The sequence below is a fragment of the Nocardioides dongkuii genome (assembly GCF_014127485.1).
GTDB lineage: Bacteria > Actinomycetota > Actinomycetes > Propionibacteriales > Nocardioidaceae > Nocardioides > Nocardioides dongkuii.
The window spans coordinates 455,753-479,594 of sequence record NZ_CP059903.1; the positions used below are offsets into that span (position 1 = coordinate 455,753).

The following is a 23,842-nucleotide window of genomic DNA, read 5'->3' on the forward strand; positions in this document are numbered from 1 at the left end:
AGCACGACGCGGAGCGCGTCCCCGGTCTGGTCCGGGGGCGCGCTCCTCGCATGCGGGGCGTGCCCGGACCGACGCTCAGGCGGTGCGGGGCGCGTACATGATCAGCGCGACCCCCGCCAGGCACACCAGCGAGCCGACGACGTCGTACCGGTCCGGCCGGAAGCCGTCCACCGCCATCCCCCAGGCCAGCGACCCGGCGACGAACACCCCGCCGTACGCCGCGAGGATCCGGCCGAAGTGCGCGTCGGGCTGGAGGGTCGCCACGAACCCGTAGGCGCCGAGCGCGAGGACGCCCGCGCCGATCCACACCCACCCGCGGTGCTCGCGGACGCCCTGCCAGACCAGCCAGGCGCCGCCGATCTCGGCGAGCGCGGCGAGCAGGAACAGGGCCAGGGAGCGCACGACGTCGGTCACGCCGCCCAGGGTGTCAGCCCGCGGGCGGAGTGGGCGAAGCGTCCGGCTCGACCGGCTCGACCGGCTCGACCTGGAGCGTGGCGACCTCGTCGTGGGAGCCGGCGTCGACCACGGTCACGGTGACCGGCTCCCCGGCCGGGCGGCCGACGAGGCGCAGGACGGCCTCCTCGCCGGCGGCCAGCTCGACCTGGGTGGGGGCGATGCCGACGATGCCGGGCGGTGTCACGGACAGCAGGTAGCGGCCGCGCCTCGTCCCGTGGTGGGTGAGGACCAGCTCGGGCGGGGCCCCCGGGTCGTGCACCTCGAGGCGCTCGAGGGTCACGGGCGTCTCGGCCGACGGGTTCGCGGACGAGGAGCCGCCGGTACCTTCCGGGCCCACGGGGTCGTCGTCGTCCGAGCAGCCCGCGGCCAGCACGAGGACGGCGGCGAGCGCCGCGGCGGTGCGGGCGGCGTGGCGAGGGCGCATGGGAGCCGCTACCTCTTGGTGCTCTTCACGACCTTGAGCGTGACGACCTTCGACGCCGAGGCCCCGACCGTGGGTCCGCCGAGGAAGGCCGCGGACAGCCGGTGCTTGCCCTTCTTCAGCTTCATCAGCGTCACCGTCAGCACGCCCTTGCGCGCCGCGGCCAGCGAGACCGTCAGGAGCTTCTTCTTCCCGTCGTAGACCACCACCCGCCCGGCAGGACCGGCCAGGCCGGACGCCGCCACCGTGATGGTGAGGACCGCCTTCTTGCCGGCCTTGATCGACGTCTTGGCCAGCCTGACCCTCGTGGTCGAGACCAGCTTGGCGACCGGGACCGCCGCGCTGCCTGCCGACGCCGGCGCGTGCCCGGCCCGCGTGGCGGTGACCCGGACGGAGAGGGTCCGACCGGCGTCCGCCGCGACGACCCGGTACGTCGACGCGGTGGCCCCCGCGATCGCGCTGCCGTTGCGCAGCCACTGGTGGCCGAAGGTGAGTCCCTCGGCGTCCCAGGTGCCCGTCGTCGAGGCCAGCGTCCTGCCGACCGCTGCCGTGCCGGTGATCACGGGCAGCGCCTGGTTGCCGGCGGCGTCGCCCTGCACGGCCGTGATCTCGGTGCTGGTGCTGGTGCCGTCGGCGTACCCGGCCCTGGTGCCGGTGTAGCGGACCGTGATGGCCTGGCCGACGTCCTCGGGCCGGACGTCGTACGTCGTGCCGGTGGCGCCCTCGATCGGCGCGGTTCCCCGGAACCACTGCCGGGTCTCGGTGACGCCCGCGACGGACCACGTCGGGGCGGTCGCGGTCAGCGTGCTGCCGACCTTGCCCGACCCGGTGATGACGACTGCCGTGGTCGCCGTCGGGGCGTCGCCCACGAGGGTGGTCACGCCAGGCGTGGTGGTCACGCCGTCGGTGTGACCGGCGAGGGTCCCGGTGAACCGGGCGACGACGGTCCTGCCGAGGTCCGAGGGGAGCACCGTGTAGCTGGTGCCGGTCGCGCCGTCGACGACGGCGCCGTCGACCAGCCAGGCGACGGTCGTGGTGACGCCCTCCTTGCTCCAGGCCGGGACGGCCGCGGTCAGCGCGGTGCCGACCTTGCCGCTGCCGGTGAGGGGCCCGGGCGTCGCGGTCGGGGCGTCGCCGGCCTGGCCGACGACCCCGTTGCTGGTGCTGGTGCCGTCGGCGTACCCGTTCCTGGCGCCGGTGTAGCGCACCGTGATCACCGTCCCGAGGTCGCTCGGGAGCACCTCGTACGTCGTGCCGGTGGCCCCGGGGACCACCGCGTCGTCGCGGAACCACTGGTGGCTGTCGGTGACGCCCGGCATCGACCAGGTCGGCGCCGTCGCGGTGAGCTGGGTGCCCACCTTGCCGGAGCCGGCCAGTGCCGCGGCCGTGGTGGCGGTCGGGGCGTCGCCCAGCAGGCCGGTGACGGCGGTGCTGGTGCTGGTGCCGTTGCTGAAGCCGGCCTTCGTGCCGGTGTAGCGGACCGTGACGGTCCGGCCCACGTCCTCGGGCTGGACGTCGTACGTCGTGCCGGTGGCGCCCTCGATCGGCGCGGTTCCCCGGAACCACTGCCGGGTCTCGGTGACGTCCGAGACGGACCACGTCGGGGCGGTCGCGGTCAGCGTGCTGCCGACCTTGCCCGACCCCGCGATGGCGGCCGGGACGGTCGCCCTCGGAGCCGCGAGGATCCGCACCGAGGCGATCTCGGTGGTGTGCTCGTGGCCCGGGGCCCAGGCCCGCACGTGCGCCTGGATCCGCCTGCCGGCGTCGCCCCGCCGGACGACGTACGTCGTGCCCGTGCCGACCTGCCGGCCGGTGCGGGCGCGCCGCCACGAGACATGCAGCTCGAGGTCGGGGTCCGCCGCGCCGTCGACCGTCCAGGTGCCCGGGTCGACGGTGAGCGTCGCGCCCACCTGCGGCTCGCCGGAGATGACCGGGTAGGTCACCGGGTCGGGGGCGGCACCGCGCGGCTCGAAGCCGTCGAAGTGGAACCGGTAGCGACCGGGCTGGTCGGAGCCGAGGCTGTGGTGGATGAGCCCGGTCTCCACGGAGTCGGCGTACCCGCCCTCGGCGGCACCCGGGAAGAGGGTCCGCGTCCCGAAGTCGCCCTCACCGTCGTCCCAGCCGGCCCGCTCGTCGCCGTCGGCGGACGGGATGCTGTCGTAGTTGTAGGTGACGTCGAGGCCGCCGGCCGGGTCCTCGGTGAGCAGGACCTGGTAGGAGTCGGCGTCGGACCTCAGGGTGCCGTCCTGCTCCTCGGCGGGGCTGCCGACCTGCACGCACAGCGTGCCTCCGTCGGGTGAGATGCCCCAGGTCCGCCAGTAGGTGTTGCCGGTCCCGAGCATCGGCGCCAGCGCCGCGTCGCGGTTGAGCGCCTCGAAGGGCACCGGGGCGGCCCGGTCGTCGCGGTGGATCGCGCCGTCGTGGTCGAGGGACAGCGCGCGGTCACCGAACTGCACGGAGCTCGTGCGGCGAGCCAGGCAGTACTCCCGCCGCTCCCCGGAGACCGTGCCGACCGCCCCCCACTGCGGGGCCATGGCGAAGTCGTGCACCAGGTCGGCGCCACCGACCTCCAGCAGGGCCTCGTGGTCGGAGTAGGCGGAGCGGTGGGCGAACACCGACAGGTCGGTCTCCCGGGCGACGCGGACCGCGTAACGCCCCTCCGGTCCGGTGGTGTCGGACGCCGTCCAGGCGCTGGGCACCCCGGTGGCCTCGTAGAAGCTGACGTCGACGTCGGCGAGCGGGTCGCCGGTGCTGCCCGTGACGGTGCCGGTGACCAGCACGCCCCTCAGCAGCTCGATGTCGATGCCGACGGTGGGGTTGACGTCGGCGCTCACCGCGAAGACGCCCTCGGACTCGACGGAGGTCGGCCGAACGCCGCCACGCCAGGAGGTGATGTACGACGGGGTCTCCTCGTCCCAGGCGACGTGCTGCGCCGACACGGCGTACGTGCCGGCGGGGACGTGGGAGAAGGTGTAGGAACCGCCGCGAGCGACGGTGTCGTCGGCGTACTCGAAGTAGCCGGTCCCGTCCCCCCAGACCCGCCACCGGTACAACGACACGGAGGTGCTGCCGTCCGCCAGTGCGGCGCCGTCCTCGGTGCTGATCGAGCCGCTGAGGACCCCCGGCAGCGGAGCCTGGTGGAGCGGGTCCAGGGTGAGGGACGCGCCGTCGGTCGGGATCGGGAACGTGGTCGCTGCGTCGATCTCGGTGACGTCACCGAGGTGGACGGTCTCGTGGGTGTCACCGCCGTCGGCGCGGACCGTGAGCTCGGTGTAGCCCTCGGTGGCGAACGAGCTCCGCACGCGGAACGAGTAGGCACCCGCGCGGTCCGTGGTGGTGCTGAGCAGCGAGTCCCAGCCCAGCTCGGGGTGGTGGCCGTGCAGGGTCACGGACACGTCCGCCGCCGGGTCGCTGCCGCGCAGCACGGTGCCGCTGATCGCCGGCTGCGGCACGGCGACCGTGACGGTGCCGGCGTCGTACGTCGTGCCGGCTGCGGGCTCGGGGAACGTCCGGGCCGCCGAGCGGTCGGTCACGTCGCCGAGGTAGGTGGTGGTCAGGACGCGGTCGTCGTCCTCGACGTGCAGGGTGTACCGCTCGTACTGCCCGGCCGCCCGGCTCGGGACCCGGATCCGGAACGCGCCCGTCGCGTCGACGTAGTCGCTGCCGATCCGGTCCTCCCAGCCGGACTCGGCGCGGTCGCCGTCGAGGCTCACCGAGGTCGACTCGGGCAGCGCCCCGCCGTCCGCGGCCCGCACCGTGCCGGAGACCCAGGAGGCGTCGGGGTCCTCGACCAACGTGATCGGGGCCAGGGTGTGCGGCGTGCCGGCGACGGGGGTGAACAGCGTGGCGGCGTCGAGGGAGTAGGTGTCCCCGAGGTAGACGAGCTCGGGGTCACCGTCGTCGTAGTCGTAGGCGCCCACCGTGTAGGTGAAGCCCGGGATCAGGCTGCCGGCGTACCCGCCGGACCCGGGGGAGTGCTGGTCCCCGAGCCCGTAGACCCGGTCGCCGTCGACGACGTAGAACTGGGCGTGCACATGCCCGACGGGAGCGCCACCGACGTGCTGGACCGTGCCGGACACCTCGACGCCCGGGGTGACGGAGATCGGACCGAGCTCGATGCCGCTGCTGCCGGCGGGCAGCGTGAAGGTCTCGGCGAGGAAGGGTGCGGGCCGCTGGCCGAGGAAGGTCGTGGGGAACGCCGGGCTGCCGTCGTCCGGCCGTCCCGAGACCGCGACGGTGTAGGAGCGCTCGCGGTTGACGCCCGCGAAGGTGTAGCTGCCGTCGTCCTCGGCGGAGGTCCAGTCGGTGCTCCGGAACTCGCCCTCGACGACGCGGTAGAGCGCCACGGTGGAGCCGGAGGCGGCCCCCGTCACGGAGCCGGTCACCGTCGCCCCGGTGTCGCGGACCAGGGTGACGTCGTCGAGCACGAGCTCGCCCCCGGTGGGCACGGTGACCGGGGTCCCCGACCCGCCGCCGTAGTAGAGCGTCTCGAAGACCGGGCTCTCTGCCCAGGTGGGGCTGGAGAATCGGACGAGGTACTCGCCGGCGGGGACGTGCAGCGTGTACGCGCCGTGCGAGGCGGAGTCCTCGTACTCGTAGGTGAGGTCGTAGGCGACCGGCTCGCCGTCGGGCTGCGCGGCGGGGATGGCGTCGACCTGGATGTCGTCGAGGAGGCCGCCTCCCTCGTCGCGGACGAGGCCCCGGATGGTGGCGTCGGGCTCCGCGAGCGCGTGCGCGCGCCGGGGTCCGTCGGCCTGCTCGACCCGCCTGCCCGGCCCGCCCTGCTCACCGGTCGGGTCCGCCGCAGCGGCGGTGCCGCCGGCGGCGATGCCGAGCGTGAGGGTGGTCGCGACGACCACGAGAGCGATGGGCCGCGCGAGTGCGCGGTGGAGCCGTGAAGTCATGAGGGTCCCCGTCCTGAGCCTTGCCTCGGCGGACAGTAGGGACGCGGACGAGGGCGGCGACCCCGTCCGCGCGGATCGGACCCGAATGGACCAGGCCCGCCGGTCGGACGTGCGCGGGCCATGACTCGAACGGGCCACGCCGCCCCTGGGGGACCGGGCCGCCGCGGTTCCCTAGGCTGGTGGGGTGAGCGACCTCCCCCACCGGCTCCGCGAGGCGCTGCACGCGGCGTCCTTCACCTACGACGCCGTCGCCGAGGTGCTCGGCGCCCGGGCGCACGACGCGCTGGCGCGCAACGAGACGACCCCCGGCGTACGGCGGACCGCGGGCGGGTCGCCGCTCGAGACGCTGGTGCGGCTCTTCCTGCTGCAGCGCCCGGTGCCCGCCGCCGACGCGGCCGTCGCGCTGCCCGGACTGGTCGACCGGCTCGCCGCCGAGGGGATCCTCGAGCAGTCGGTGGGCGAGGTGGCGGCGCGCCTCGACGTCCGGCCCTACGCCACCGACGCCGGCGGCACCGCGGCCGAGCTCTGGGTGGTCAGCGACCTGACGCCGGGCCTCGACGGCGGCCCGCAGCGGGTCGGTGCCGAGCACGTGCTGGGGATCAGCTCCGCCTCGACGTCGCTGGCCCAGCTGACCCTGCGCGACCCCGTCGGCCGCTCGCTCGACCTCGGCACCGGCTGCGGCGTCCAGGCGCTGCACCTCGCCACCCACAGCGCGAGCGTGGTCGCCACCGACGTGAACCCGCGGGCGCTGCGGATCGCGCGCTTCAACGCCGCGCTCAACGACGTCGCCGACCGGGTCGAGGTGCGCGACGGGTCCTTCTTCGAGCCGGTCCGCGGCGAGGAGTACGACCTGATCGCCACCAACCCGCCGTTCGTGATCTCGCCGGCCACCGGCGAGCGGCTGGTCTACCGGGACTCCGGCCTGCCCGGCGACCGGGTCGTCGAGGACATCGTGCGCGCGGCGCCGCGCCACCTCACCCCGGGTGGCTGGTGCCAGGTGCTCGCCAACTGGGTGATCACGCGCGACCGGCCCTGGGACGAGCGGCTGTCCGGCTGGCTCGACGACGGCTGCGACGCGCTCGTCGTCCAGCGCGAGGTCGTCGACCCGGCGCAGTACGTCGAGCTGTGGCTCAAGGACGCGGGCCACCACGGGGGACCCGGCTACGCCGAGCGCTACGACACCTGGCTCTCCTGGTTCGACGAGCAGGGGGTGGAGGCGATCGGGTTCGGCTGGGTCAACCTGCGCCGGCGCACCGAGGCCGGCCCGCCCGCGCGCGAGCTGATCGACTGGCCCTACGACGTCGAGCAGCCGGTCGCGCCGGCGATCGGGGCGTGGGGCGACGCCGCGGACGCGGTGGCGGACGGGATCGGGCCCGACGCGCGCCTCGTCGTACGACCCGACGTGCAGCAGGAGACCGTCGGCGCCCCCGGCGCGGAGGACCCCTCGACCGTCGTGCTGCGCCAGCAGCGCGGCCTGCGCCGGGCGCGCCGGGCGGACACCGTCGAGGCCGCCCTGGTCGGCGCCTGCGACGGGGACCTCACGGTCGGCCAGGTCCTCGACGCGCTCGCCGTCCTGCTGGACCGCGACCCCGCCGAGACCCGCACGACGTACCTCCCCGTGGTCGGCGAGCTGGTCGCCGAGGGGTTCCTGGAGCCCGCCTGACCCCGACCTGTGCAGCACCCCGCCGAGTCGGCGCACATGTGCGCCGACTCGGCGGATTCATCCACAGGCAGGGGGCAGGGGGGAGGGTCAGCGGCGGGGGAGCTTGACCTTCAGCTTCGCGGTCGCGGCGGCGACCGAGGTGGTGCCGGCGTAGACGAGGGTCAGCGTGTGCTTGCCCGGCTTCAGCTTCAGCACGACGACGGCCTTGCCCTTGCCGGCGGCCTTGAGCGTGGCCTTGCCGACCTTCTTCTTGCCCTTGAGCACGGTCAGCTTGCCGGTGGGCTTGGCGAGGCCCAGGACGGTCACGGTGATCGTGAGCCGGCCCTTCTTGACCGAGCCCTTGACCGAGGAGGGCGCCTTCGGGACGGCGGTGCCGCCGCTGGTCCAGACGATGGGGGCGCGCAGATCCTCGTCGTCCTCGATGGTGACCCGGAAGGAGAGGACCTTCCCGCCCGCCTGGGCCGGGACCGTGAACTTCTGGAAGAAGTACCCCCCGCTCCACTGGTCGGCGGACCGCCCGTCCAGGAACCACTCGACGTAGACGTAGTCGCGCCAGTCGTCGCCCGGCTCGACGGCGGTGACGTCGAAGCCCTGCCAGGTGCCGAGGTCGACCTCGACCGTCTGGCCGACCGCCACGGAGCCCCGGATCGAGGGCGCCTTGACCATGGTCGCGGGCGGCAGCACGAGATACACGTCGGGCAGCGTGTCGCCCTCGAGCTCCAGGTCGGGGGAGGAGATCCGGCCGTCGGCCGACACGGTGACCCGCGCGGGCTTCTCGTCCCACTCGTCGAGGAGGTACGTCGTGGTCCGGCCGGCCAGGGAGAAGCGCAGGTGGTAGACGCCGGGCTGCACCGCGATCCGGTAGCCGCCCTCGGAGTCGGTGGTCCCGGTGTGCAGCGGCGGGTTGGTGGTCCCGGCCCGCAGCACCTCGACCGTCACGCCGCCGAGCCCGACCCACTCCCCGTCGTAGACGCCGCCCGCCAGGTCGAAGGTGTCGTCGGCGCCGACCTTCTCCATGCCGATCCGGCCGAGGTCGGTGATCGGCTTGTCGTCGGCCGTGATCGCGCCGGTCGTCGGCACCACGACCTCGGCGGGGGTGAGCCCGCCGTAGTAGGTCGCCTTGTGCTTCTCGGTGCTGTCGACGAGCCGGATCGTGTAGGCCCCGACCCGCAGCGGCAGGGTGAACGTCCCGTCGGCAGTCGTGGTGACTGCCGTCGGCGGGCCGACCTCCTCGTCGTCGGGGGTGGCGGTCACCGAGATGCCGGCGAGCGGCTTGTCGTCGGGGCCGACCACGGTGCCGCCCAGCGGCCGGGTGACGGTGCCGTACAGGGTGATGTCGAGGTCGCCGCTGACGAGCGGCTGCCCGCCGAGGGTCATCGCGCCGCCGGGGGCGACGACGACGGCGTCGGGGAGGGTCGTCGTCGGGTAGCCCGCTGCGGCGTACCGGATCCGGTAGCTGCCGGCCGTGACGGCGAGGTCGAACAGGCCCTCGCCGTCGGTGGCGGTCGTCGCGTCGGCGTCGCCGGCGCTCGTGGCGACCGCCGTCACCGTGATGCCCGCGAGGGCGTCGTAGTTGGCGTCGCTCACCTCGCCGCGCAGGTGGTACGTCGTGGTGTCGGTCGCCGCCGCCAGGGCCACCGCGGGCAGCGTGTGCCCCGCGATCTCCGCCTCGTCGACGAGGACCCGACCGCCGGCCGCGACAGTCACGACGGACCCGTCCGGACCGGTGCCGAGCATCCGGGTGACGTACGCCGGGGTGTCGCGGGTGTCGCTGAGCTCCAGCACGTAGGTGCCGAGGCCGAGCCGGACGTCGTACCGGCCGGCGGCGTCGGTGACGTCCTGTGCCAGGACGGACTCGGGGTCGGTGTCGCCCTCGGGGAAGACCCGCACCCGGATGTCGGCCAGCGGCGCGCCGGCGGCGGTCGTGGCCGTGCCGGCCAGGGGGTACGTCGCGGTGCTGGTCAGCTCGACGGTCTCGAGCACGCCGCCGACCGCCTCGACCCCGCCGACCGTGACCTGGCCGTTGGGCCGGACCACCACGGAGGTGAGGGTGGTGTCGGCGAACTCGGTGCCGCCCTCGAAGGAGAGCGTGTAGCTGCCCGGCACCAGGGAGAGCGTGTAGCGCCCCTCCGCGTCGGTGGTGGCCGTGCGAGCGGTCCCGGTGGCACCCGGGGTGGCGGTCACGACGATCCCGGCGACCGGCTCGTCGTTCACGTCGACGACCTCGCCGGAGACGGCGACCGGGCCGCCGGTGGCGACGGTGACCACGCCGGCGGGGAGCACGTCCACCGGCTCGTCGTCGTACGCCAGGGCGCCGCCCTGGCCGACGGTGACCATGACCGGGGTGGCCCCGCCCAGCCAGGTGGCGGCCCAGGTGGTGCCGTCCTCGGTCTCGTCGACCAGCTGGAGGTCGTAGTCACCGATCGGCAGCCGGAGCTGCCAGGCACCGCCTGCGGTCACGGTCCGGGCGACCAGGTCCTCGGGGTCCGCGGACCCGGAGGGGTAGGCGCGCACCGTGACGCCGGTGACCGGGGTGCCGCCCGCGTCGAGCACGCGGCCCGCGACGGGCAGCGGCTCGGAGTCGAGGAAGACCGGGTCGAGCTCGTTGTCCTCCAGCGGCGTGCCGCCCACCGAGGCGGTGCCGGCGGCGTCGACGACCACCGTCGCGCCGTCGTCGTACGTCGCGGTGGCGAAGCCGGTCACCACGTAGGTGAGCCGATAGCTGCCCGCGGCGAGGTCGAGGTCGTAGACGCCGTCCTCGTCGGACCGGGCGCTCGTCGCGACCCCCTGGTCGGCGACCGGGCGCGCGGTGACGGCGACCCCCTCGATCGGCTGGCCGACCGCGTCGACGACCTCGCCGGTGAGCACGAAGGCCTCGGCGTGGGCCGGTGCGGCGGCCAGGACGGCGGTCAGCGGCAGCAGCAGCATTGCGAGCAGCCAGGCGAGGGGACGCAGGGCGCGGCGGCGCGCCGGGGACAGAGGAGCCATGGGGGGTGGATCGGCCGGGACGGCGCGTTTCTTACCGGTCCGGCAAGGCTCCCCGGAAGGGGAGCCCCCCGGCACGCGCTACCGTGACTGGCCGTGGGCTCCGCATGGAGCCCGAACGCACCGCGCAGACGTCAGAGGGAAAGAGCAGCAGTGGCACACAAGTTGGTGATCGTCGAGTCTCCGGCGAAGGCTCGCAAGATCGGCGAGTACCTCGGTCAGGGGTACGTCGTCGAGTCCTCCATCGGCCACATCCGTGATCTCCCGAACAACGCGGCGGACACCCCGGCCAAGATCAAGGACAAGCCGTGGGGCCGGCTGGCGGTCGACGTCGACAACGGCTTCGTGCCCTACTACGTCGTCCCGCGCGACAAGAAGTCGCACATCTCCAAGCTGAAGACCCTGCTCAAGGACGCCGACGAGCTCTACCTCGCCACCGACGAGGACCGGGAGGGCGAGGCGATCGCCTGGCACCTCCTCGACGAGCTGAAGCCGAAGAAGGGCATCCCGGTGCACCGGATGGTCTTCCACGAGATCACCAAGCCCGCGATCCTGGCCGCGGTCGCCAACCCGCGCACCATCAACGAGGACCTCGTCGAGGCCCAGGAGGCGCGCCGCATCCTGGACCGCCTCTACGGCTACGAGGTCTCCCCGGTGCTGTGGAAGAAGGTCATGTCCGGCCTCTCCGCCGGCCGGGTGCAGTCGGTCGCGACCCGCCTGGTGGTCGACAAGGAGCGCGAGCGGATGGCGTTCCGTGTCGCGTCGTACTGGGACCTCGAGGGCACCTTCGACGCCGGCAGCAAGCACGAGCAGCGGATGTTCCCGGCCAAGGTGTACTCCGTGGACGGCGCCCGCGTCGCCCGCGGCTCCGACTTCGGCCCCGACGGGCTGCTGAAGTCCGCAGCGCAGGGCAAGGTCGTCCACCTCGACCGCACCCGCGCCGAGTCGCTCGCCGCGGCGCTGCAGGACGCGACGTACGACGTCCGCTCGGTGGAGTCCAAGCCCTACCGCCGCTCGCCGTACGCGCCGTTCCGCACCACCACCCTCCAGCAGGAGGCCGGCCGCAAGCTCGGCATGAGCGCGTCGGTGACCATGTCGGTGGCGCAGCGGCTCTACGAGAACGGCTTCATCACCTACATGCGTACCGACTCCACCACGCTCTCGAGCGCGGCGGTCGGCGCGGCCCGGTCGCAGGTCCAGGAGCTGTACGGCGCGGAGTACCTGCCCGACAGCCCGCGCGTCTACGCCTCCAAGGTGAAGAACGCCCAGGAGGCGCACGAGGCGATCCGCCCCGCCGGCGACACCTTCCAGACCCCGGCCCAGACCGGGCTGAAGGGCGACCAGTTCCGCCTCTACGAGCTGATCTGGATGCGCACCGTCGCCTCCCAGATGAAGGACGCCGTCGGCCAGTCGGTGACCATCCGCCTCGGCGGCGCCGCCACCTCCGGCGAGGACGTCGTCTTCTCCGCCAGCGGCCGCGTGATCACCTTCCACGGCTTCCTCAAGGCGTACGTCGAGGGCACCGACGACGCGACCGACGCCAAGGACGACACCCAGACCCGGCTGCCCGCGCTCGCCGAGGGCGACGCGGTGTCCTCCGCCTCGGTGACCGCCGCCGGCCACGAGACCAAGCCGCCGGCCCGCTACACCGAGGCCACGCTGATCAAGGAGCTCGAGGACCGCGAGATCGGCCGGCCCTCGACGTACGCCTCGATCATCGGGACGATCCTCAACCGCGGCTACGTCTACAAGAAGGGCACCGCGCTGGTGCCGGCCTGGCTGGCCTTCTCGGTCACCCGGCTGCTCGAGGAGCACTTCCCGCGCCAGATCTCCTACGAGTTCACCGCGCAGATGGAGGACGTGCTCGACGAGATCGCCGCCGGCCGCGCCCGGCGCGACACCGAGCTGGCCGAGTTCTACTTCGGCTCCGGCGACGTCGAGGGGCTCAAGAAGCTCGTCGACGAGCTCGGCGACATCGACGCCCGCGAGCTCGCGACCTTCCCGATCGGCGGACCCGACTCGGGCATCAACCTGCGCGTGGGCCGCTACGGCCCCTACCTCGAGGGCCCCGACGAGGAGGGCAACCCGACCGGCAAGCGGGCCAACGTCCCCGACGACCTGCCGCCCGACGAGCTGACCCTGGAGAAGGCCACCGAGCTCTTCGCCAACCCCGCGGGCGAGGAGATCGACCTCGGCAAGCACCCGGAGTCCGGGCTCGAGGTGGTCGCCAAGAACGGCCGCTACGGCCCCTACGTCACCGAGGTGCTGCCCGAGGACGCCCCGAAGTCGGCGAAGGCGCGCACCGGCTCGCTGTTCGCGTCGATGTCGCTGGACACGATCTCGCTCGAGGACGCCGTCAAGCTGCTCTCGCTGCCGCGCGTGGTCGGCGTCGCCGAGGACGGCGAGGAGATCACCGCCCAGAACGGCCGCTACGGGCCGTACCTGAAGAAGGGCACCGACTCCCGCTCGCTCACCTCCGAGGAGCAGCTGCTGACGATCACCCTCGACGAGGCGCTGCGGATCTACGCCCAGCCCAAGCAGCGCGGCCGGGCCGCCGCGGCGCCGCCGCTCAAGGAGCTCGGCAACGACCCGGTCTCCGGGCAGCCGGTGGTCGTCAAGGCGGGCCGCTTCGGCGAGTACGTGACCGACGGCGAGTTCAACGCCACCCTCCGCAAGGAGGACAGCGTCGAGTCGATCACCCTCGAGCGCGCCGCCGAGCTGCTCGAGGAGCGACGCGCCAAGGGCCCGGCGAAGAAGGCCGCCAAGAAGGGCGCGAAGAAGACCGCCGCCAAGAAGACGACCAAGAAGGCGCCGGCGAAGAAGACCGCCGCCAAGAAGGCCGCCGCCAAGAAGTCCTGAGGTCGCTTGCGGGGAGGCCCGGTTGGAGGGCGTCGGTGCCGCCCCGTAGGTTCGGGTCGTGACGAGGACGGGCGGGACCACGACGGCCGGGACGTACGCCGAGACCGGGGTCTTCGTGTGCTTCGAGGGCGGCGAGGGGTCGGGCAAGTCCACCCAGTCCCGGCTGCTGCGGGAGGCGCTGGAGGCGGCGGGCCACACCGTCCTGCTCACCTTCGAGCCCGGTGACACCCCCGTCGGGCGGACCCTGCGCGAGATCGTGCTCAGCCCCGAGACCGGGGCGCTGTCGGACCGCACCGAGTCGCTGCTCTACGCCGCCGACAAGGCCGAGCACGTCGACACCGTCGTGCGGCCCGCGCTGGAGCGCGGCGAGGTGGTCGTCACCGACCGGTACGTCGACTCCGCGCTCGCCTACCAGGGCGCCGGCCGGTCGCTCGACGTCGCCGAGGTCGAGCAGGTGATGCGCTGGGCGACCGGCGACCTGCGCCCCCACCTGACCGTCGTCCTCGACCTCGAGCCGACCGCCGGGCTGGGCCGCTTCGAGGGCCGCGACCGGATCGAGGGGGAGTCCCTGGAGTTCCACCAGCGGGTGCGCGAGGCGTTCGCCGCGATGGCGGCCGCCGACCCCGACCACTACCTCGTGCTCGACGCCCGGGCCGCCGTCGACGAGATCGCCGCCGCCGTGCTCGACCGGGTCCGCCCGCTCCTCGACCGCGCGGCGGTGGCCTCGTGACCGCCGCCGTGGGCGCCGGCACGGTCTGGGAGGGCCTGGTCGGCCAGCGGCACGCGATCGAGGCGCTGCGCGCCGCGGCCGGTGGCCACGGGATGAGCCACGCCTGGCTGTTCACCGGCCCGCCGGGATCGGGCCGCTCCAACGCCGCCGTGGCGTTCGCCGCGGCGCTGCAGTGCGAGCGCAGCGGGGTGGAGAGGGGCTGCGGCACCTGCCACGCCTGCCACACGGTGCTCGCCGGGTCCCACGCCGACGTCAAGCGGGTCAGCACCGAGGGCCTCTCGCTCGGCGTCGAGTTCATCCGCGACCTGGTGCGCTCGGCCGCGCTGAGCCCGGCCGGCCGCGGCTGGCAGGTGATCGTGGTCGAGGACGCCGACCGGCTGACCGAGCGGGCGGTCAACGCGCTGCTCAAGGCGATCGAGGAGCCCGCGGCGCGCACCGTGTGGATGCTCTGCGCCCCGACCGTCGAGGACGTGCTGCCGACGATCGCCTCGCGCTGCCGGATGGTCACCCTCAGCACCCCCTCGGCGGCCGACGTCGCGGCGTTCCTCGCCCGCACCGAGGGCGTGCCCGACGCGTTGGCGTCGTACGCCGCCAACGCCAGCCAGGGCCACATCGGCCGGGCCCGGGCGCTCGCCCGCGACGAGGCCACCCGCAACCGGCGTCGCGACGTGGTCTCGATCCCGGCGTCGCTCACCTCCCTGGGCCGGTGCATGGACGCCGCGAAGCGGCTGGCCGAGGTCACCAAGGAGGAGGCCGACGTCGTGACCGGCGACCTCGACGCGCGCGAGAAGGTCGACCTCGACGCGGCGTACGGCGTGGTCGAGCGCGGCCGGCGGCCCCGCGAGTACGCCCCCGCCCTGGCGCTGCTGCTCAAGGACCAGAAGTCGCGCGCCAAGCGCCGCCAGCTCGACGTCGTCGACCGGGCGCTGATGGACCTGGTCTCGGTCTACCGCGACGCCATCGCGCTCGCCACGGGCGCGGCCGGCGAGCTGGTCAACGGCGAGATCCGCGCCGACATCGAGCAGGTCGTCGCCACTGCGTCGCCCGAGCTGAACCTGCGCCGGATCGGCTGGATCTTCGAGGCGCGCGAGCAGATGCTGGAGTTCAACGTGCCGGTCCCCCTGGCCCTGGAGTCGATGATGGTGGCGCTGATGGCCCCCGACGGGAGCGTCCGGTGAGCCCCCGCACGGTGCGCGTGGTGGTGCTCCTCATCGTGCTGGCGATGGTGCTCGGCGCGCTCGGTGTGGCGATCGTCGGCCTGACCGGGGGCGACGACGACCCCGGCCGGTCCGCGGGGTCCGCCGACGCCCGGCCCGAGGCGGCCCCGCCCACGCCACCGCCGGCGGGGGCGACCGACCCGCCTGAGCCCCAGCTCGCGCCCTACTACTCCCAGGAGCTGTCCTGGGAGGCCTGCGGCGAGGCCGACTGCGCCACGCTCACCGTGCCGCTCGACTACGCCGACCCCGACGGGGCCACGATCGACCTCGCGCTGCTCCGGGTGCCCGCCGCCGACCCCGACGAGCGCATCGGGTCGCTCGTCGTGAACCCGGGCGGTCCCGGCGCGCCCGGCACCGACTACGCCGAGCGGTCCGGCGAGAGCTTCCGCGACCCGATCACCGACGTCTTCGACGTCGTCGGCTTCGACCCGCGCGGCACCGGCGAGAGCGCGCCCGTCGACTGCCTCTCCGACGAGGAGCTCGACGAGTACCTCGCCTCCGACCCGGCCCCCGACAGCCCGGAGGAGGTCGAGGAGCTCGTCGACCAGGTCACCGCGTTCGGCGAGGGCTGCGTGGAGCGCTCCGGCGAGCTCGCCGGGCACGTCTCGACGGTCGAGGCGGTCCGCGACATGGACGTGCTGCGCGCGGCCCTCGGCGAGCCCGAGCTGCTCTACTTCGGCGCGTCGTACGGCACCCAGCTGGGCGCGACGTACGCCGAGCTGTTCCCCGACCGGGTCGGCCGGATGGTCCTCGACGGCGCCGTCGACGTGTCCCTGACGTCCCGCGAGAAGTCGCTGCAGCAGGCCGCGGGGTTCGAGACCGCGCTGCGGGCGTACGTCGAGGACTGCGTCGCGGGCGGCGACTGCTTCCTGGGCGACAGTGTCGAGGAGGGGCTCACCCGGATCACCGACCTGCTCGACGAGATCGACGCCGAGCCGCTGCCCACCGAGGACGGCCGCGAGCTCGAGATCGGCAGCGCCTTCTACGGGCTGATCACCCCGCTCTACGGGCGCGAGAACTGGCCCCTGCTCGACGCCGGCCTCGAGGGGGCGCTCGAGGGCGACGGCACCGTGCTGATGCTGCTCGCCGACTTCTACGCCTCGCGTGAGTCGGGCCGCTACCTCGACAACAGCGCCGAGGCGATCTTCGCGATCAACTGCCTCGACGACCCGGCGTCCGTACCGGTGGCCGACGTCCCTGGGGAATTCGCGGCGTTCGAGGAGGCCTCGCCGACGCTGGGCCGGATCTTCGCGTGGGGCCTGGTCGGGTGCGCGGGCTTCGAGCCGCGGTCGGCCGAGCCGCCGCTGACGATCCGGGGCGAGGGGGCGGCGCCGATCGTCGTGGTCGGCACCACCCGCGACCCGGCCACGCCGTACGTCTGGGCCGAGGCGCTCGCCGACCAGCTCGCCTCCGCGGTGCTCGTCACCCGCGAGGGCGACGGGCACACCGGCTACAACGCGGGCAACGCGTGCGTCGACGAGGCGATCGAGGCCTACCTGATCGACGGCATCGTGCCCGAGGACGGGCTGCGCTGCTGACCGCGGATCGGCTCGGCGATCGACTGGATCCGGCGGGTCGCGAGCTCGATCATCAGCTGCGCCGCCGGGGAGAGCGTCGCGTCGGAGCGGTGCACGATGGCGAGCACGTCGTGCTGGCGCGGGCGTAGCGAGGCCCAGCCGGCGTTCGGCGCGAGCCGGGGGAGCAGCTGGTCGACGGCGCCCCGCGGGACGACGCTGTCCGCCAGGCCCATGCCGACCAGCTCGACGGCGGTCTCGACGTCCTCGACCTCGATCCGGGTCTGCGGGTTGCGCCCGGCTTCGTGCAGCATCTGCCGCAGCACGATCCGGGTGGAGTCGTTGGCGCGCCAGGTCGTCTCCGGCAGCACGAGCGAGGCCTGGGAGAGCCGGTGCGCGGTGACGGGGGAGGCGACCCGCTCGGGGTCGGCGGAGATGTAGACGAGCTCGTCCCGCGCGACCGGGGTGACCGTCATCCCCTCGCTGGTGGCGGCGGCGACGGCGATCATCGCGGCCTCGAGGCGGCCCCGGCGCAGCTCCTCCTGGACGTCGGTGGAGTTCTGCCCGATCAGCTCGACCCGGACGCCGGGGTAGCGGGTGAGCACGTCGGCGACCAGACCGGCGCCGGCGTAGAGCCGTGCGGTCCCGAACATCCCGAACCGGATGGTCCCGGTCTCCAGCGACCGGGCGCCCTGCACCGCGCGCTCCGCCTCGTCGATCGAGGACAGCACCCGCTCGGCGTACGGCCGCAGGGTGTCGGCGACGGTCGTCGGGACGACGCCGCGACCGACCCGTCGGAACAGCTGGACGCCGAGGGACCGCTCGAGGGCGCGGATCTGCTCGGAGACCGAGGGCTGGGCGTACCCGAGCTCCTCGGCGGCACGGGTCAGCGAGCCCTGCTCGTAGGTGGCGAGGAAGCACGTGAGCTGGTGCACAGAAAGCACAAGGCTCAGCCTATATCTGGGATCGGAAAGAGAGGCTACCCCTATGGCCGTGGGGAGCGGAGAATGGAGTCATCCCACCGTGCCGCCGAGTCGAGAAAGGACCCGCCGTGTTCACCCACACCTGCACCGCCTGCGCCCAGCGCCAGCTCATCTTCCTCTCCCAGGTGTCGGCGGTCGCCGACTCCCCGCGCGGCCCGCTCGCGACCTTCACCTGCTGGTGCGGCGCCGAGCAGACCGCGCTGATGAGCCTCACCTCGTCGTCGGCCACCCCGGTCGAGCGCGAGCCCGCGCTCGCCGCCTGACCCACCGGTTTCGCGCCTCGCGGCGGCGCTCGTATACTTCCCGGGTTGCCCGGCAGGTCCCCGACCGCGCCGGGCAGCGCGCCGCCTTAGCTCAGTCGGTAGAGCGTCTCACTCGTAATGAGAAGGTCGTCGGTTCGATTCCGACAGGCGGCTCACTCCACAACCCCTGTCCGCGGAGACGCAGGCGGGGGTTGTCGGTTCCTGGGGCTGTCAGTCACCTCGATCTCGGGCGGCAGCTCCGCCGCGAGCCGGCGCAGCAGCTTCTGCCGGGCCCGCTGCGTCGCGGTCGCCACCGGTGCAGCCTGCGCGGCGTCGTGCCACGCCATGACGTCGGCGTACAGGGCTCGCGAGATGCCGATCCAGGCCCGCAGCTCCTCGAAGTCGTCGCCCAGGGCGCCGTCGCTGGACCAGAACGGTCCGCCGTACTCGTCCACGCGGATGTCCACGTCCCGCACCGGGTCGTCGGGAAGGTCGTGCTGCGGGCCGAGCGACGAGACGGAGAACCAGCCCGTCGCTCCCCGGTCCTCCGTCTCGTCGGTCATCGAGGCATCTTCTCTCCTGAGCGCTCCCAGGCCCGGCCGGCCCGCACCCGCCGGGCGACGTACAGGACCGCGCTGACGGTGCAGGCGAGCCCGCTCAGCAGCAGCCACCGCTCGAGGAACGGCTCCTGCGTCTGGCCGGTGGCGGCCCGGTAGCTCGACGCTCCCTGCTCGAGGATGCCGGGGAAGAAGAGGAGGAGGAGCAGCCCGGCGGCGAGCAGCGGGACCCGGACGTGGTTGAGCGCGGACACCGGGGGACGGGAGCGCCCCGGACCGGGCACGGCCCGGACGAGGAGCCGGTCGGCCAGGGCGTACGCCGGGAACAGGACGGCGTCGTGGGCGATCGCGGCGCCGACGAACCACACCAGGATCGAGTGCCACCAGACCTCGGTGTCCCAGAGCGCCCCGACCCCCAGCGTCAGGGCGGCGTACGCCGCGAGCGCCAGGCTGGCGAGCACGACCAGGAGGTGGAGCGGCCCGTCGCCGTACCGGGCGCGGAACCGCCCCCGCGCGACGTGCTCGGTGCCGGGCCGCACGTCACCGACCCCCGAAGCGGACCGCGGCGACCCACTTGGTGTTGAGCACCCCAGGCATGGCGGGGACGATGATCCGCGCGGGGAAGCCGTGGTCCAGGGAGAGGTCGACGCCGTTGACCCGCAGCGCGAGCAGCGAGTCGGCGTGCCCCGCCTGGCCTGCGTTGAGCGCCGCCTGGCGGAAGGCTCCGCTCTCCTGCAGCGACTCGACCTCGGCGCCGTCGGGGTCCTCGACGCCGACCAGGGCGGCCAGGTCGCGCAGCCGGACGCCGGTCCAGGTCTCGGTGGTCGACCAGCCCTCGACGCAGGCGATCGGGAGCGTCGCGGTGTGCTGGGGCAGGGCCAGGAGCGCTGCTCGGTCCAGCTCGACCGGGTCCTGCCCCTCGGCGCCGGTGAGGACCAGCCGCCAGCCGCTGCCCACGGCCGCCGCGCTGATCCCCGCGGCCTCCGCCGTGCGGTTGACCGGGAAGTCGTTCGGACCGTCGCCGGTGTCGCGGCCCCGGGGGAGCAGGAGCGCGAGCTGGCGCGTGGCGCCGCCGACCGTCTGGCCCGCGGTCAGGGCGAGCACCATCAGCGAGCCGCCGCCCACCAGGGCCAGCGCGCCCCGGCGGCTCACGGTCGCGGGGGCGGGCGCCACGGCCACCAGGCTGTCGTCGGCGGGGTACGGCGCCGCGAGGTCACGCGCGGGGTCCTCCGGGAGGGTCGACGCCAGCGGCGTCCGCAGCTCCTCGCGCAGCGAGCGCGACCGGAGCGCCGCGACCAGGAGCGGGAGCTTGAGGATGACGTGGGAGACCAGCCCCGCCATGAACACCCAGGCCCCGTAGTAGTGGGCGGTGTAGAAGCTGAAGCCGAAGAGGTAGTCGTACTGGATGTTCAGCACGCCGGTCGCGATCTCGAACAGCAGCCCGCCGACGAGGAGCAGCAGGGAGAGCCGCTCGAGCAGGTGCGACGGCGAGCGCACGGGGGGCCATGACGTCAGCCGCGGGGCGACCGACCACAGCTTGGCGAGCACGACCGGCACCAGCACCAGCCCGAGGCCGACGTGCAGCCCCTGGGTGAGGCGGTAGAGCCACGCCGGGTCGGTCGGCCAGTCGAAGGACGGCAGGCGCAGCCACCCCACGTCGGCGGGGCGGGCCTGCCCCAGGCCCGGCCCGTACGCCGCGTAGGACAGCAGGCCGGTGAGTGCCACCACCGGCAGGGCGACCAGGAGCACCGCGCCGAGGACCGAGGTGAACCACGGGCCCCGCAGCGGGCTCCGCCACGCCCGTGGGTCCGCCCCCGGGGGACGCCTCACCCGGTGTGCCAGAGCGCCGGTGCGCCCAGGGGGTGCCGCAGCGTCGCGACCTGACGCCCCCCGGCGTGCCGCACCCCGTCCACGACCAGACCGGCCGAGACGGCGACCTCGTCGATGGCGTCCTCGCCCACGGTCGCCCAGGAGAAGGTGCCGGTGCTGCGCCCGTCGACCTGGAGGTGCACGTTCTCGTGCACCGCGAGCGCCCCCGATCCGGACAGCTCCACCAGCACGGTGCCGCCGGGGACGAGCAGGGCCGCCACCCGCCTCAGCAGCCGGACGGGCTGGCCGCCCAGACCGACGTTGCCGTCGGCGAGGAGGACGTGCTGCCACCGGTCGGGCACGGGGAGGTCGTCGAAGACGTCGTGGCGAAGGGCGTCGGCGCCGCGGGCGCGGGTCTGGCGGACGGCGACCGCGGAGATGTCGATGCCGAGGACCCGGATCGCGCGCGCCGCCAGGGCGCCGGCGAGGCGCCCCGGGCCGCAGCCCACGTCGAGGGTCGGTCCGTCGCAGGGGTCCACGAGCAGCTCGAGGTCGGCGGGCGAGGCGGGTCCCGACCACAGGTCCGCGGTCATCGGTCGTCGCCGGCCGTCGGCCGTCACGAGCAGGCAGGGCCGGCCGGTGAACGCGGCGTCCATCGCCTCGGCGGAACTGAGCTCCGCGGTCATGGGGACCCACCGTCGTCGAGCCCGCCGGGAGAGGTCATGGGGATGCTTCGGAGCGGCGTCCCGATCGGATGGGTGGCCCGGTGGTCGGGAGTGGTCACGGCCGGACGCCGGCCCACGTCCGCGCGAAGCGGCTTCCGGGGGCGGACGTGGCGACGGCCTCGGCGTCCGGGAGCGTGTCGACGTCGCGGACCGTTGTGGTCGTCGCCACCAGCATCCCGGTGGCCTCGAGCGCCCGGCGGGTGTCGGCGTACGTCGTGGCGGTCGACATCGCCACGTCCCGCAGCGGCGCGGCGGCCCGCGGGTCGCGGAGCGCCAGCACCCACCAGCCACCGTCCTCGGCCGGGCCCAGCACCGCGTCGTGACGGCCGGCGTCGAGCGCGGCGACAGCACGGAGCAGCAGCTCCGGGGTCACCTGCGGCGTGTCCATACCGACCTGTACGACGGGCCCGGGCCCGGCCGACGCGAGGTCTGCGTGGGCGTGCACCAGCCGCTCGGCGAAGCCGTCACCGCGCTGGGGCCGGACCGTCCAACCGGCGAGCGCGGCCTCGATCTCCGCGTGCAGGACGCCCTCCGCGAGGTCGCCGGCGAGGGCGAGGTGGCAACGCTCGGCCCCGAAGGCCTCGGTGCACGCGGCCAGGGTGTCGAGGAGCGCGGCCGCGGCAACCTCCGCGGCCCGGGTCATGCCGATGTCGGCGCCGAGCCGCGTCTTGGCCTGCCCCGGCACCGGCACCTTGGCCACGACCAGCGCCCGGGCGCTCACGCCAGCACCCGCCAGAAGTCCCGCGCCGTGCGCACGGTCCCGAGCACCGTGCCGGAGACCTTGGAACGGGTGCCCTCCGCGCGGGGGTGGTAGGAGACGTCCCGCTCCGTCACGCGCCACCCGGCGTTCGTCGCCTTCGAGATCAGCTCCACGGGATACCCGAAGCGCCGGTCCTGCACGTCGAGGTCGAGGAGCGCCTGGCGGCGGCAGACCCGCATCGGGGCGATGTCGTGGGGCGTCATGGCGATCCGCCGGCGCAGCCACGCCACGATCAGCGCGTTGCCCGCGCGGGCGTGCCAGGGCCAGACCCCGCGGGTGACCGGCCGCCGGCGGCCCACGGCCAGGTCGGCACGGCCGGACGCGACGTCGTCGATGAGCGCCAGCAGCTCGGCGGGGTCGAACGAGCCGTCGCCGTCCATCACCGCGACCAGGTCGTGCGTCGCGGCGAGCACGCCGGCGTGCACCGCCGCGCCGTACCCCGGGCGGTCCTCCCGGACCACGGTGGCGCCGAGCCGGCGGGCCACCTCGGCGGTGTCGTCGAGCGAGCCGTTGTCGACCACCACCACCGCGAGCTGGTCGGGGACCCGGGGGAGCAGCGCGGCGAGCGCCGGGCCCTCGTCCTTGCAGGGGAGGACGAGGTCGCAGACGGTCATGGCTCCCCGGTGCCCTGCCCGAAACCCCGCCGCGTGGGTCGCCGCCCTAGGGTCGGCCCGTGACCCCGCCCCGCGCCCGCCTCGCGCCTGCGCTCGGGCTGGGCGTCGCCGTCGTCCTGGTCGTGCTCGCGTTCGCCCTGCCGCCCCTGCTGGACTGGGAGGTGGCCGCGCGGGCGCCCCGGTCCGCCTCCGACCGTGAGGTGCCGCCCCTGCACGGGCTGTGGGACCCCCAGGCGTGGGGGCCCGGGACGCTGCCGGCGGTGCTCCTGGCCCTGCTCGCCTGGAGGTACGCCGCGGGGCTGGCCGAGCGGCTCCCGTGGCGGCTGCTCCTCGCCGCGTCGTACGCCGCGGGGCTGGCGTGGCTGCTCGCGCTGGCGCTCGTGGACGGCACCGACGGGCTGACCCGGGTGCTGGGCAACGAGTTCGAGTACCTCCCGACGGCGCGGGAGGTCGACGACGTCGGCGCCCTGCTGCGCGGGTACGTCGACCGGATCCCCTCCGACGCCGAGGACAACTGGGTCACGCACGTGGCCGGCCACCCGCCCGGGGCGCTGCTGTTCTTCGTCCTGCTGGTGGGGGTGGGTCTGGGCGGCGACCTGGCCGCGGCGCTGGTGGTGGTGGCGGTCGCGGCGACCACCGCGCTCGCGGTGCTCACGACGCTGCGGGCGCTCGGGGCCGAGGACGTCGCGCGGCGCGCCGCCCCCTTCCTCGTGCTCACCCCCGCCGCCGTGTTCATGGCGGTCTCCGCCGACGCGATCTTCGCGGCCGTCGCGGCGTGGGGGATCGCGGCGCTCGCGCTCGGCGCCACCCGCACCGCCCAGGGGCCCGCCGTGGCCTGGTCGGTGCTCGCCGGGCTGCTGCTCGGGTACGGCACCCTGCTCTCCTACGGGCTGCCGCTCGTCGGCCTGGTGGCGCTCGCCGTGCTGGTGGCGGCGCGCTCCTGGCTGCCGTTGCCGGTCGCCGCGGTCTCCGCGCTCGCGGTCGTGCTGGGGTTCGCCGCCGCCGGCTTCGCGTGGTGGGAGGCCTACCCGGTGCTCGTCGAGCGCTACTGGGACGGCATCGCCGCGGACCGGCCCGCGGCGTACTGGATGTGGGCGAACCTCGCCGCGCTGCTGGTCTCCGCCGGCCCCCTGCTCGGGGCCGGGCTCGCGCACGCGGCGGCCACGGCCCGGCAGGCGTCCCGTCCGGCGGTGCTGCTGGTCGGCGCGGCCGTCGCTGCCGTCCTGGTCGCGGACCTGTCCCGGATGAGCAAGGGCGAGGTCGAGCGGATCTGGTTGCTCTTCGTCCCGTGGCTGACGGTCTCGCTGGCGCTCCTGCCCCCGGGCTGGCGGCGCTGGGGGCTCCTCCTGCAGCTGGCCTGCGCCCTGGTCGTCCAGCACCTGCTCTACACGAGCTGGTGAGGG

At 74.4% G+C, this 23,842-nt stretch carries 18 protein-coding genes and 1 tRNA gene; 8 read left to right on the top strand and 11 right to left on the bottom strand.

Going from position 1 to position 23,842, the window contains the following annotated elements; all coding sequences use genetic code 11:
* Positions 1-75 precede the first annotated feature (75 nt).
* From H4O22_RS02095 to H4O22_RS02105, 3 genes are read right to left on the bottom strand one after another with little or no spacing between them, the layout of a single operon-like run.
* Positions 76-414 carry a YnfA family protein gene (locus H4O22_RS02095; RefSeq protein ID WP_220451251.1) on the bottom strand — a complete coding sequence of 113 codons (339 nt, stop codon included), beginning with the start codon at positions 412-414 and terminating at the stop codon, positions 76-78.
* A gap of 13 nt (positions 415-427) precedes the next feature.
* Positions 428-880 carry a hypothetical protein gene (locus H4O22_RS02100; protein ID WP_182525460.1) on the bottom strand — a complete coding sequence of 151 codons (453 nt, stop codon included), beginning with the start codon at positions 878-880 and terminating at the stop codon, positions 428-430.
* An 8-nt stretch (positions 881-888) separates the two neighbouring features.
* A complete protein-coding gene (locus H4O22_RS02105) occupies positions 889-5,781 on the bottom strand; it encodes an Ig-like domain repeat protein (RefSeq protein ID WP_182525461.1) in 4,893 nt (1,630 codons plus the stop codon).
* A 184-nt stretch (positions 5,782-5,965) separates the two neighbouring features.
* Between H4O22_RS02105 and H4O22_RS02110 the strand changes: the two genes are divergently transcribed.
* A complete protein-coding gene (locus tag H4O22_RS02110) occupies positions 5,966-7,444 on the top strand; it encodes a DUF7059 domain-containing protein (protein ID WP_182525462.1) in 1,479 nt (492 codons plus the stop codon).
* 87 nt (positions 7,445-7,531) lie between these two features.
* On the opposite strand, the gene H4O22_RS02115 is transcribed toward H4O22_RS02110, so the two are convergent.
* Positions 7,532-10,432 carry a carboxypeptidase-like regulatory domain-containing protein gene (locus H4O22_RS02115; protein WP_182525463.1) on the bottom strand — a complete coding sequence of 967 codons (2,901 nt, stop codon included), beginning with the start codon at positions 10,430-10,432 and terminating at the stop codon, positions 7,532-7,534.
* A 150-nt stretch (positions 10,433-10,582) separates the two neighbouring features.
* Between H4O22_RS02115 and topA the strand changes: the two genes are divergently transcribed.
* From topA to H4O22_RS02135, 4 genes are read left to right on the top strand one after another with little or no spacing between them, the layout of a single operon-like run.
* On the top strand, positions 10,583-13,288 hold the full coding sequence (topA, locus tag H4O22_RS02120; protein WP_182525464.1) for a type I DNA topoisomerase: 2,706 nt from the start codon (positions 10,583-10,585) through the stop codon (positions 13,286-13,288).
* 58 nt (positions 13,289-13,346) lie between these two features.
* A complete protein-coding gene (gene tmk / locus H4O22_RS02125) occupies positions 13,347-14,018 on the top strand; it encodes a dTMP kinase (RefSeq protein WP_182525465.1) in 672 nt (223 codons plus the stop codon).
* Positions 14,015-15,196, top strand: coding sequence for a DNA polymerase III subunit delta' (locus tag H4O22_RS02130; protein WP_244963070.1), 1,182 nt, complete (start codon positions 14,015-14,017; stop codon positions 15,194-15,196). Before tmk ends, H4O22_RS02130 begins: the two co-directional genes overlap by 4 nt.
* Positions 15,193-16,773 (top strand): alpha/beta hydrolase, encoded by a 1,581-nt coding sequence (locus tag H4O22_RS02135; RefSeq protein WP_244963071.1) that lies wholly within the window; start codon positions 15,193-15,195, stop codon positions 16,771-16,773. The genes H4O22_RS02130 and H4O22_RS02135 overlap by 4 nt, the downstream gene beginning before the upstream one ends.
* Here H4O22_RS02135 and H4O22_RS02140 read toward each other — a convergent pair.
* Positions 16,728-17,693: a LysR family transcriptional regulator gene (locus tag H4O22_RS02140; RefSeq protein ID WP_182525466.1), complete on the bottom strand. Its 966-nt coding sequence runs from the start codon at positions 17,691-17,693 to the stop codon at positions 16,728-16,730. The two genes, H4O22_RS02135 and H4O22_RS02140, sit on opposite strands and share 46 nt — an antisense overlap.
* Before the next feature lie 107 nt (positions 17,694-17,800).
* Between H4O22_RS02140 and H4O22_RS02145 the strand changes: the two genes are divergently transcribed.
* Together H4O22_RS02145 and H4O22_RS02150 are read left to right on the top strand one after the other, a co-directional pair.
* Entirely contained in the window at positions 17,801-17,995 is a 195-nt protein-coding gene (locus H4O22_RS02145) for a hypothetical protein (RefSeq protein WP_182525467.1), read from the top strand.
* Positions 17,996-18,075: 80 nt separating this feature from the next.
* Positions 18,076-18,148: transfer RNA gene (locus tag H4O22_RS02150), tRNA-Thr, on the top strand.
* Here the strand turns inward: H4O22_RS02150 and H4O22_RS02155 are convergent.
* The 6 genes from H4O22_RS02155 to H4O22_RS02180 form a co-directional block, all read right to left on the bottom strand.
* Complete coding sequence (locus H4O22_RS02155) at positions 18,148-18,537, bottom strand: hypothetical protein (RefSeq protein WP_182525468.1); 390 nt, start codon at positions 18,535-18,537, stop codon at positions 18,148-18,150. The genes H4O22_RS02150 and H4O22_RS02155 overlap by 1 nt on opposite strands.
* On the bottom strand, positions 18,534-19,070 hold the full coding sequence (locus H4O22_RS02160) for a hypothetical protein (protein WP_182525469.1): 537 nt from the start codon (positions 19,068-19,070) through the stop codon (positions 18,534-18,536). The genes H4O22_RS02155 and H4O22_RS02160 overlap by 4 nt, the downstream gene beginning before the upstream one ends.
* A gap of 1 nt (position 19,071) precedes the next feature.
* Positions 19,072-20,361, bottom strand: coding sequence for a molybdopterin-dependent oxidoreductase (locus H4O22_RS02165; RefSeq protein ID WP_220451252.1), 1,290 nt, complete (start codon positions 20,359-20,361; stop codon positions 19,072-19,074).
* A complete protein-coding gene (locus H4O22_RS02170) occupies positions 20,358-21,026 on the bottom strand; it encodes a methyltransferase domain-containing protein (RefSeq protein ID WP_220451253.1) in 669 nt (222 codons plus the stop codon). The genes H4O22_RS02165 and H4O22_RS02170 overlap by 4 nt, the downstream gene beginning before the upstream one ends.
* A 94-nt stretch (positions 21,027-21,120) precedes the next feature.
* A complete protein-coding gene (locus H4O22_RS02175) occupies positions 21,121-21,786 on the bottom strand; it encodes a TIGR04282 family arsenosugar biosynthesis glycosyltransferase (RefSeq protein ID WP_220451254.1) in 666 nt (221 codons plus the stop codon).
* A complete protein-coding gene (locus H4O22_RS02180) occupies positions 21,783-22,439 on the bottom strand; it encodes a glycosyltransferase family 2 protein (RefSeq protein WP_182525470.1) in 657 nt (218 codons plus the stop codon). The genes H4O22_RS02175 and H4O22_RS02180 overlap by 4 nt, the downstream gene beginning before the upstream one ends.
* A 59-nt stretch (positions 22,440-22,498) precedes the next feature.
* Here H4O22_RS02180 and H4O22_RS02185 point away from each other — a divergent pair, with 59 nt between their 5' ends.
* Positions 22,499-23,839, top strand: coding sequence for a hypothetical protein (locus tag H4O22_RS02185; RefSeq protein WP_220451255.1), 1,341 nt, complete (start codon positions 22,499-22,501; stop codon positions 23,837-23,839).
* Positions 23,840-23,842 lie beyond the last annotated feature (3 nt).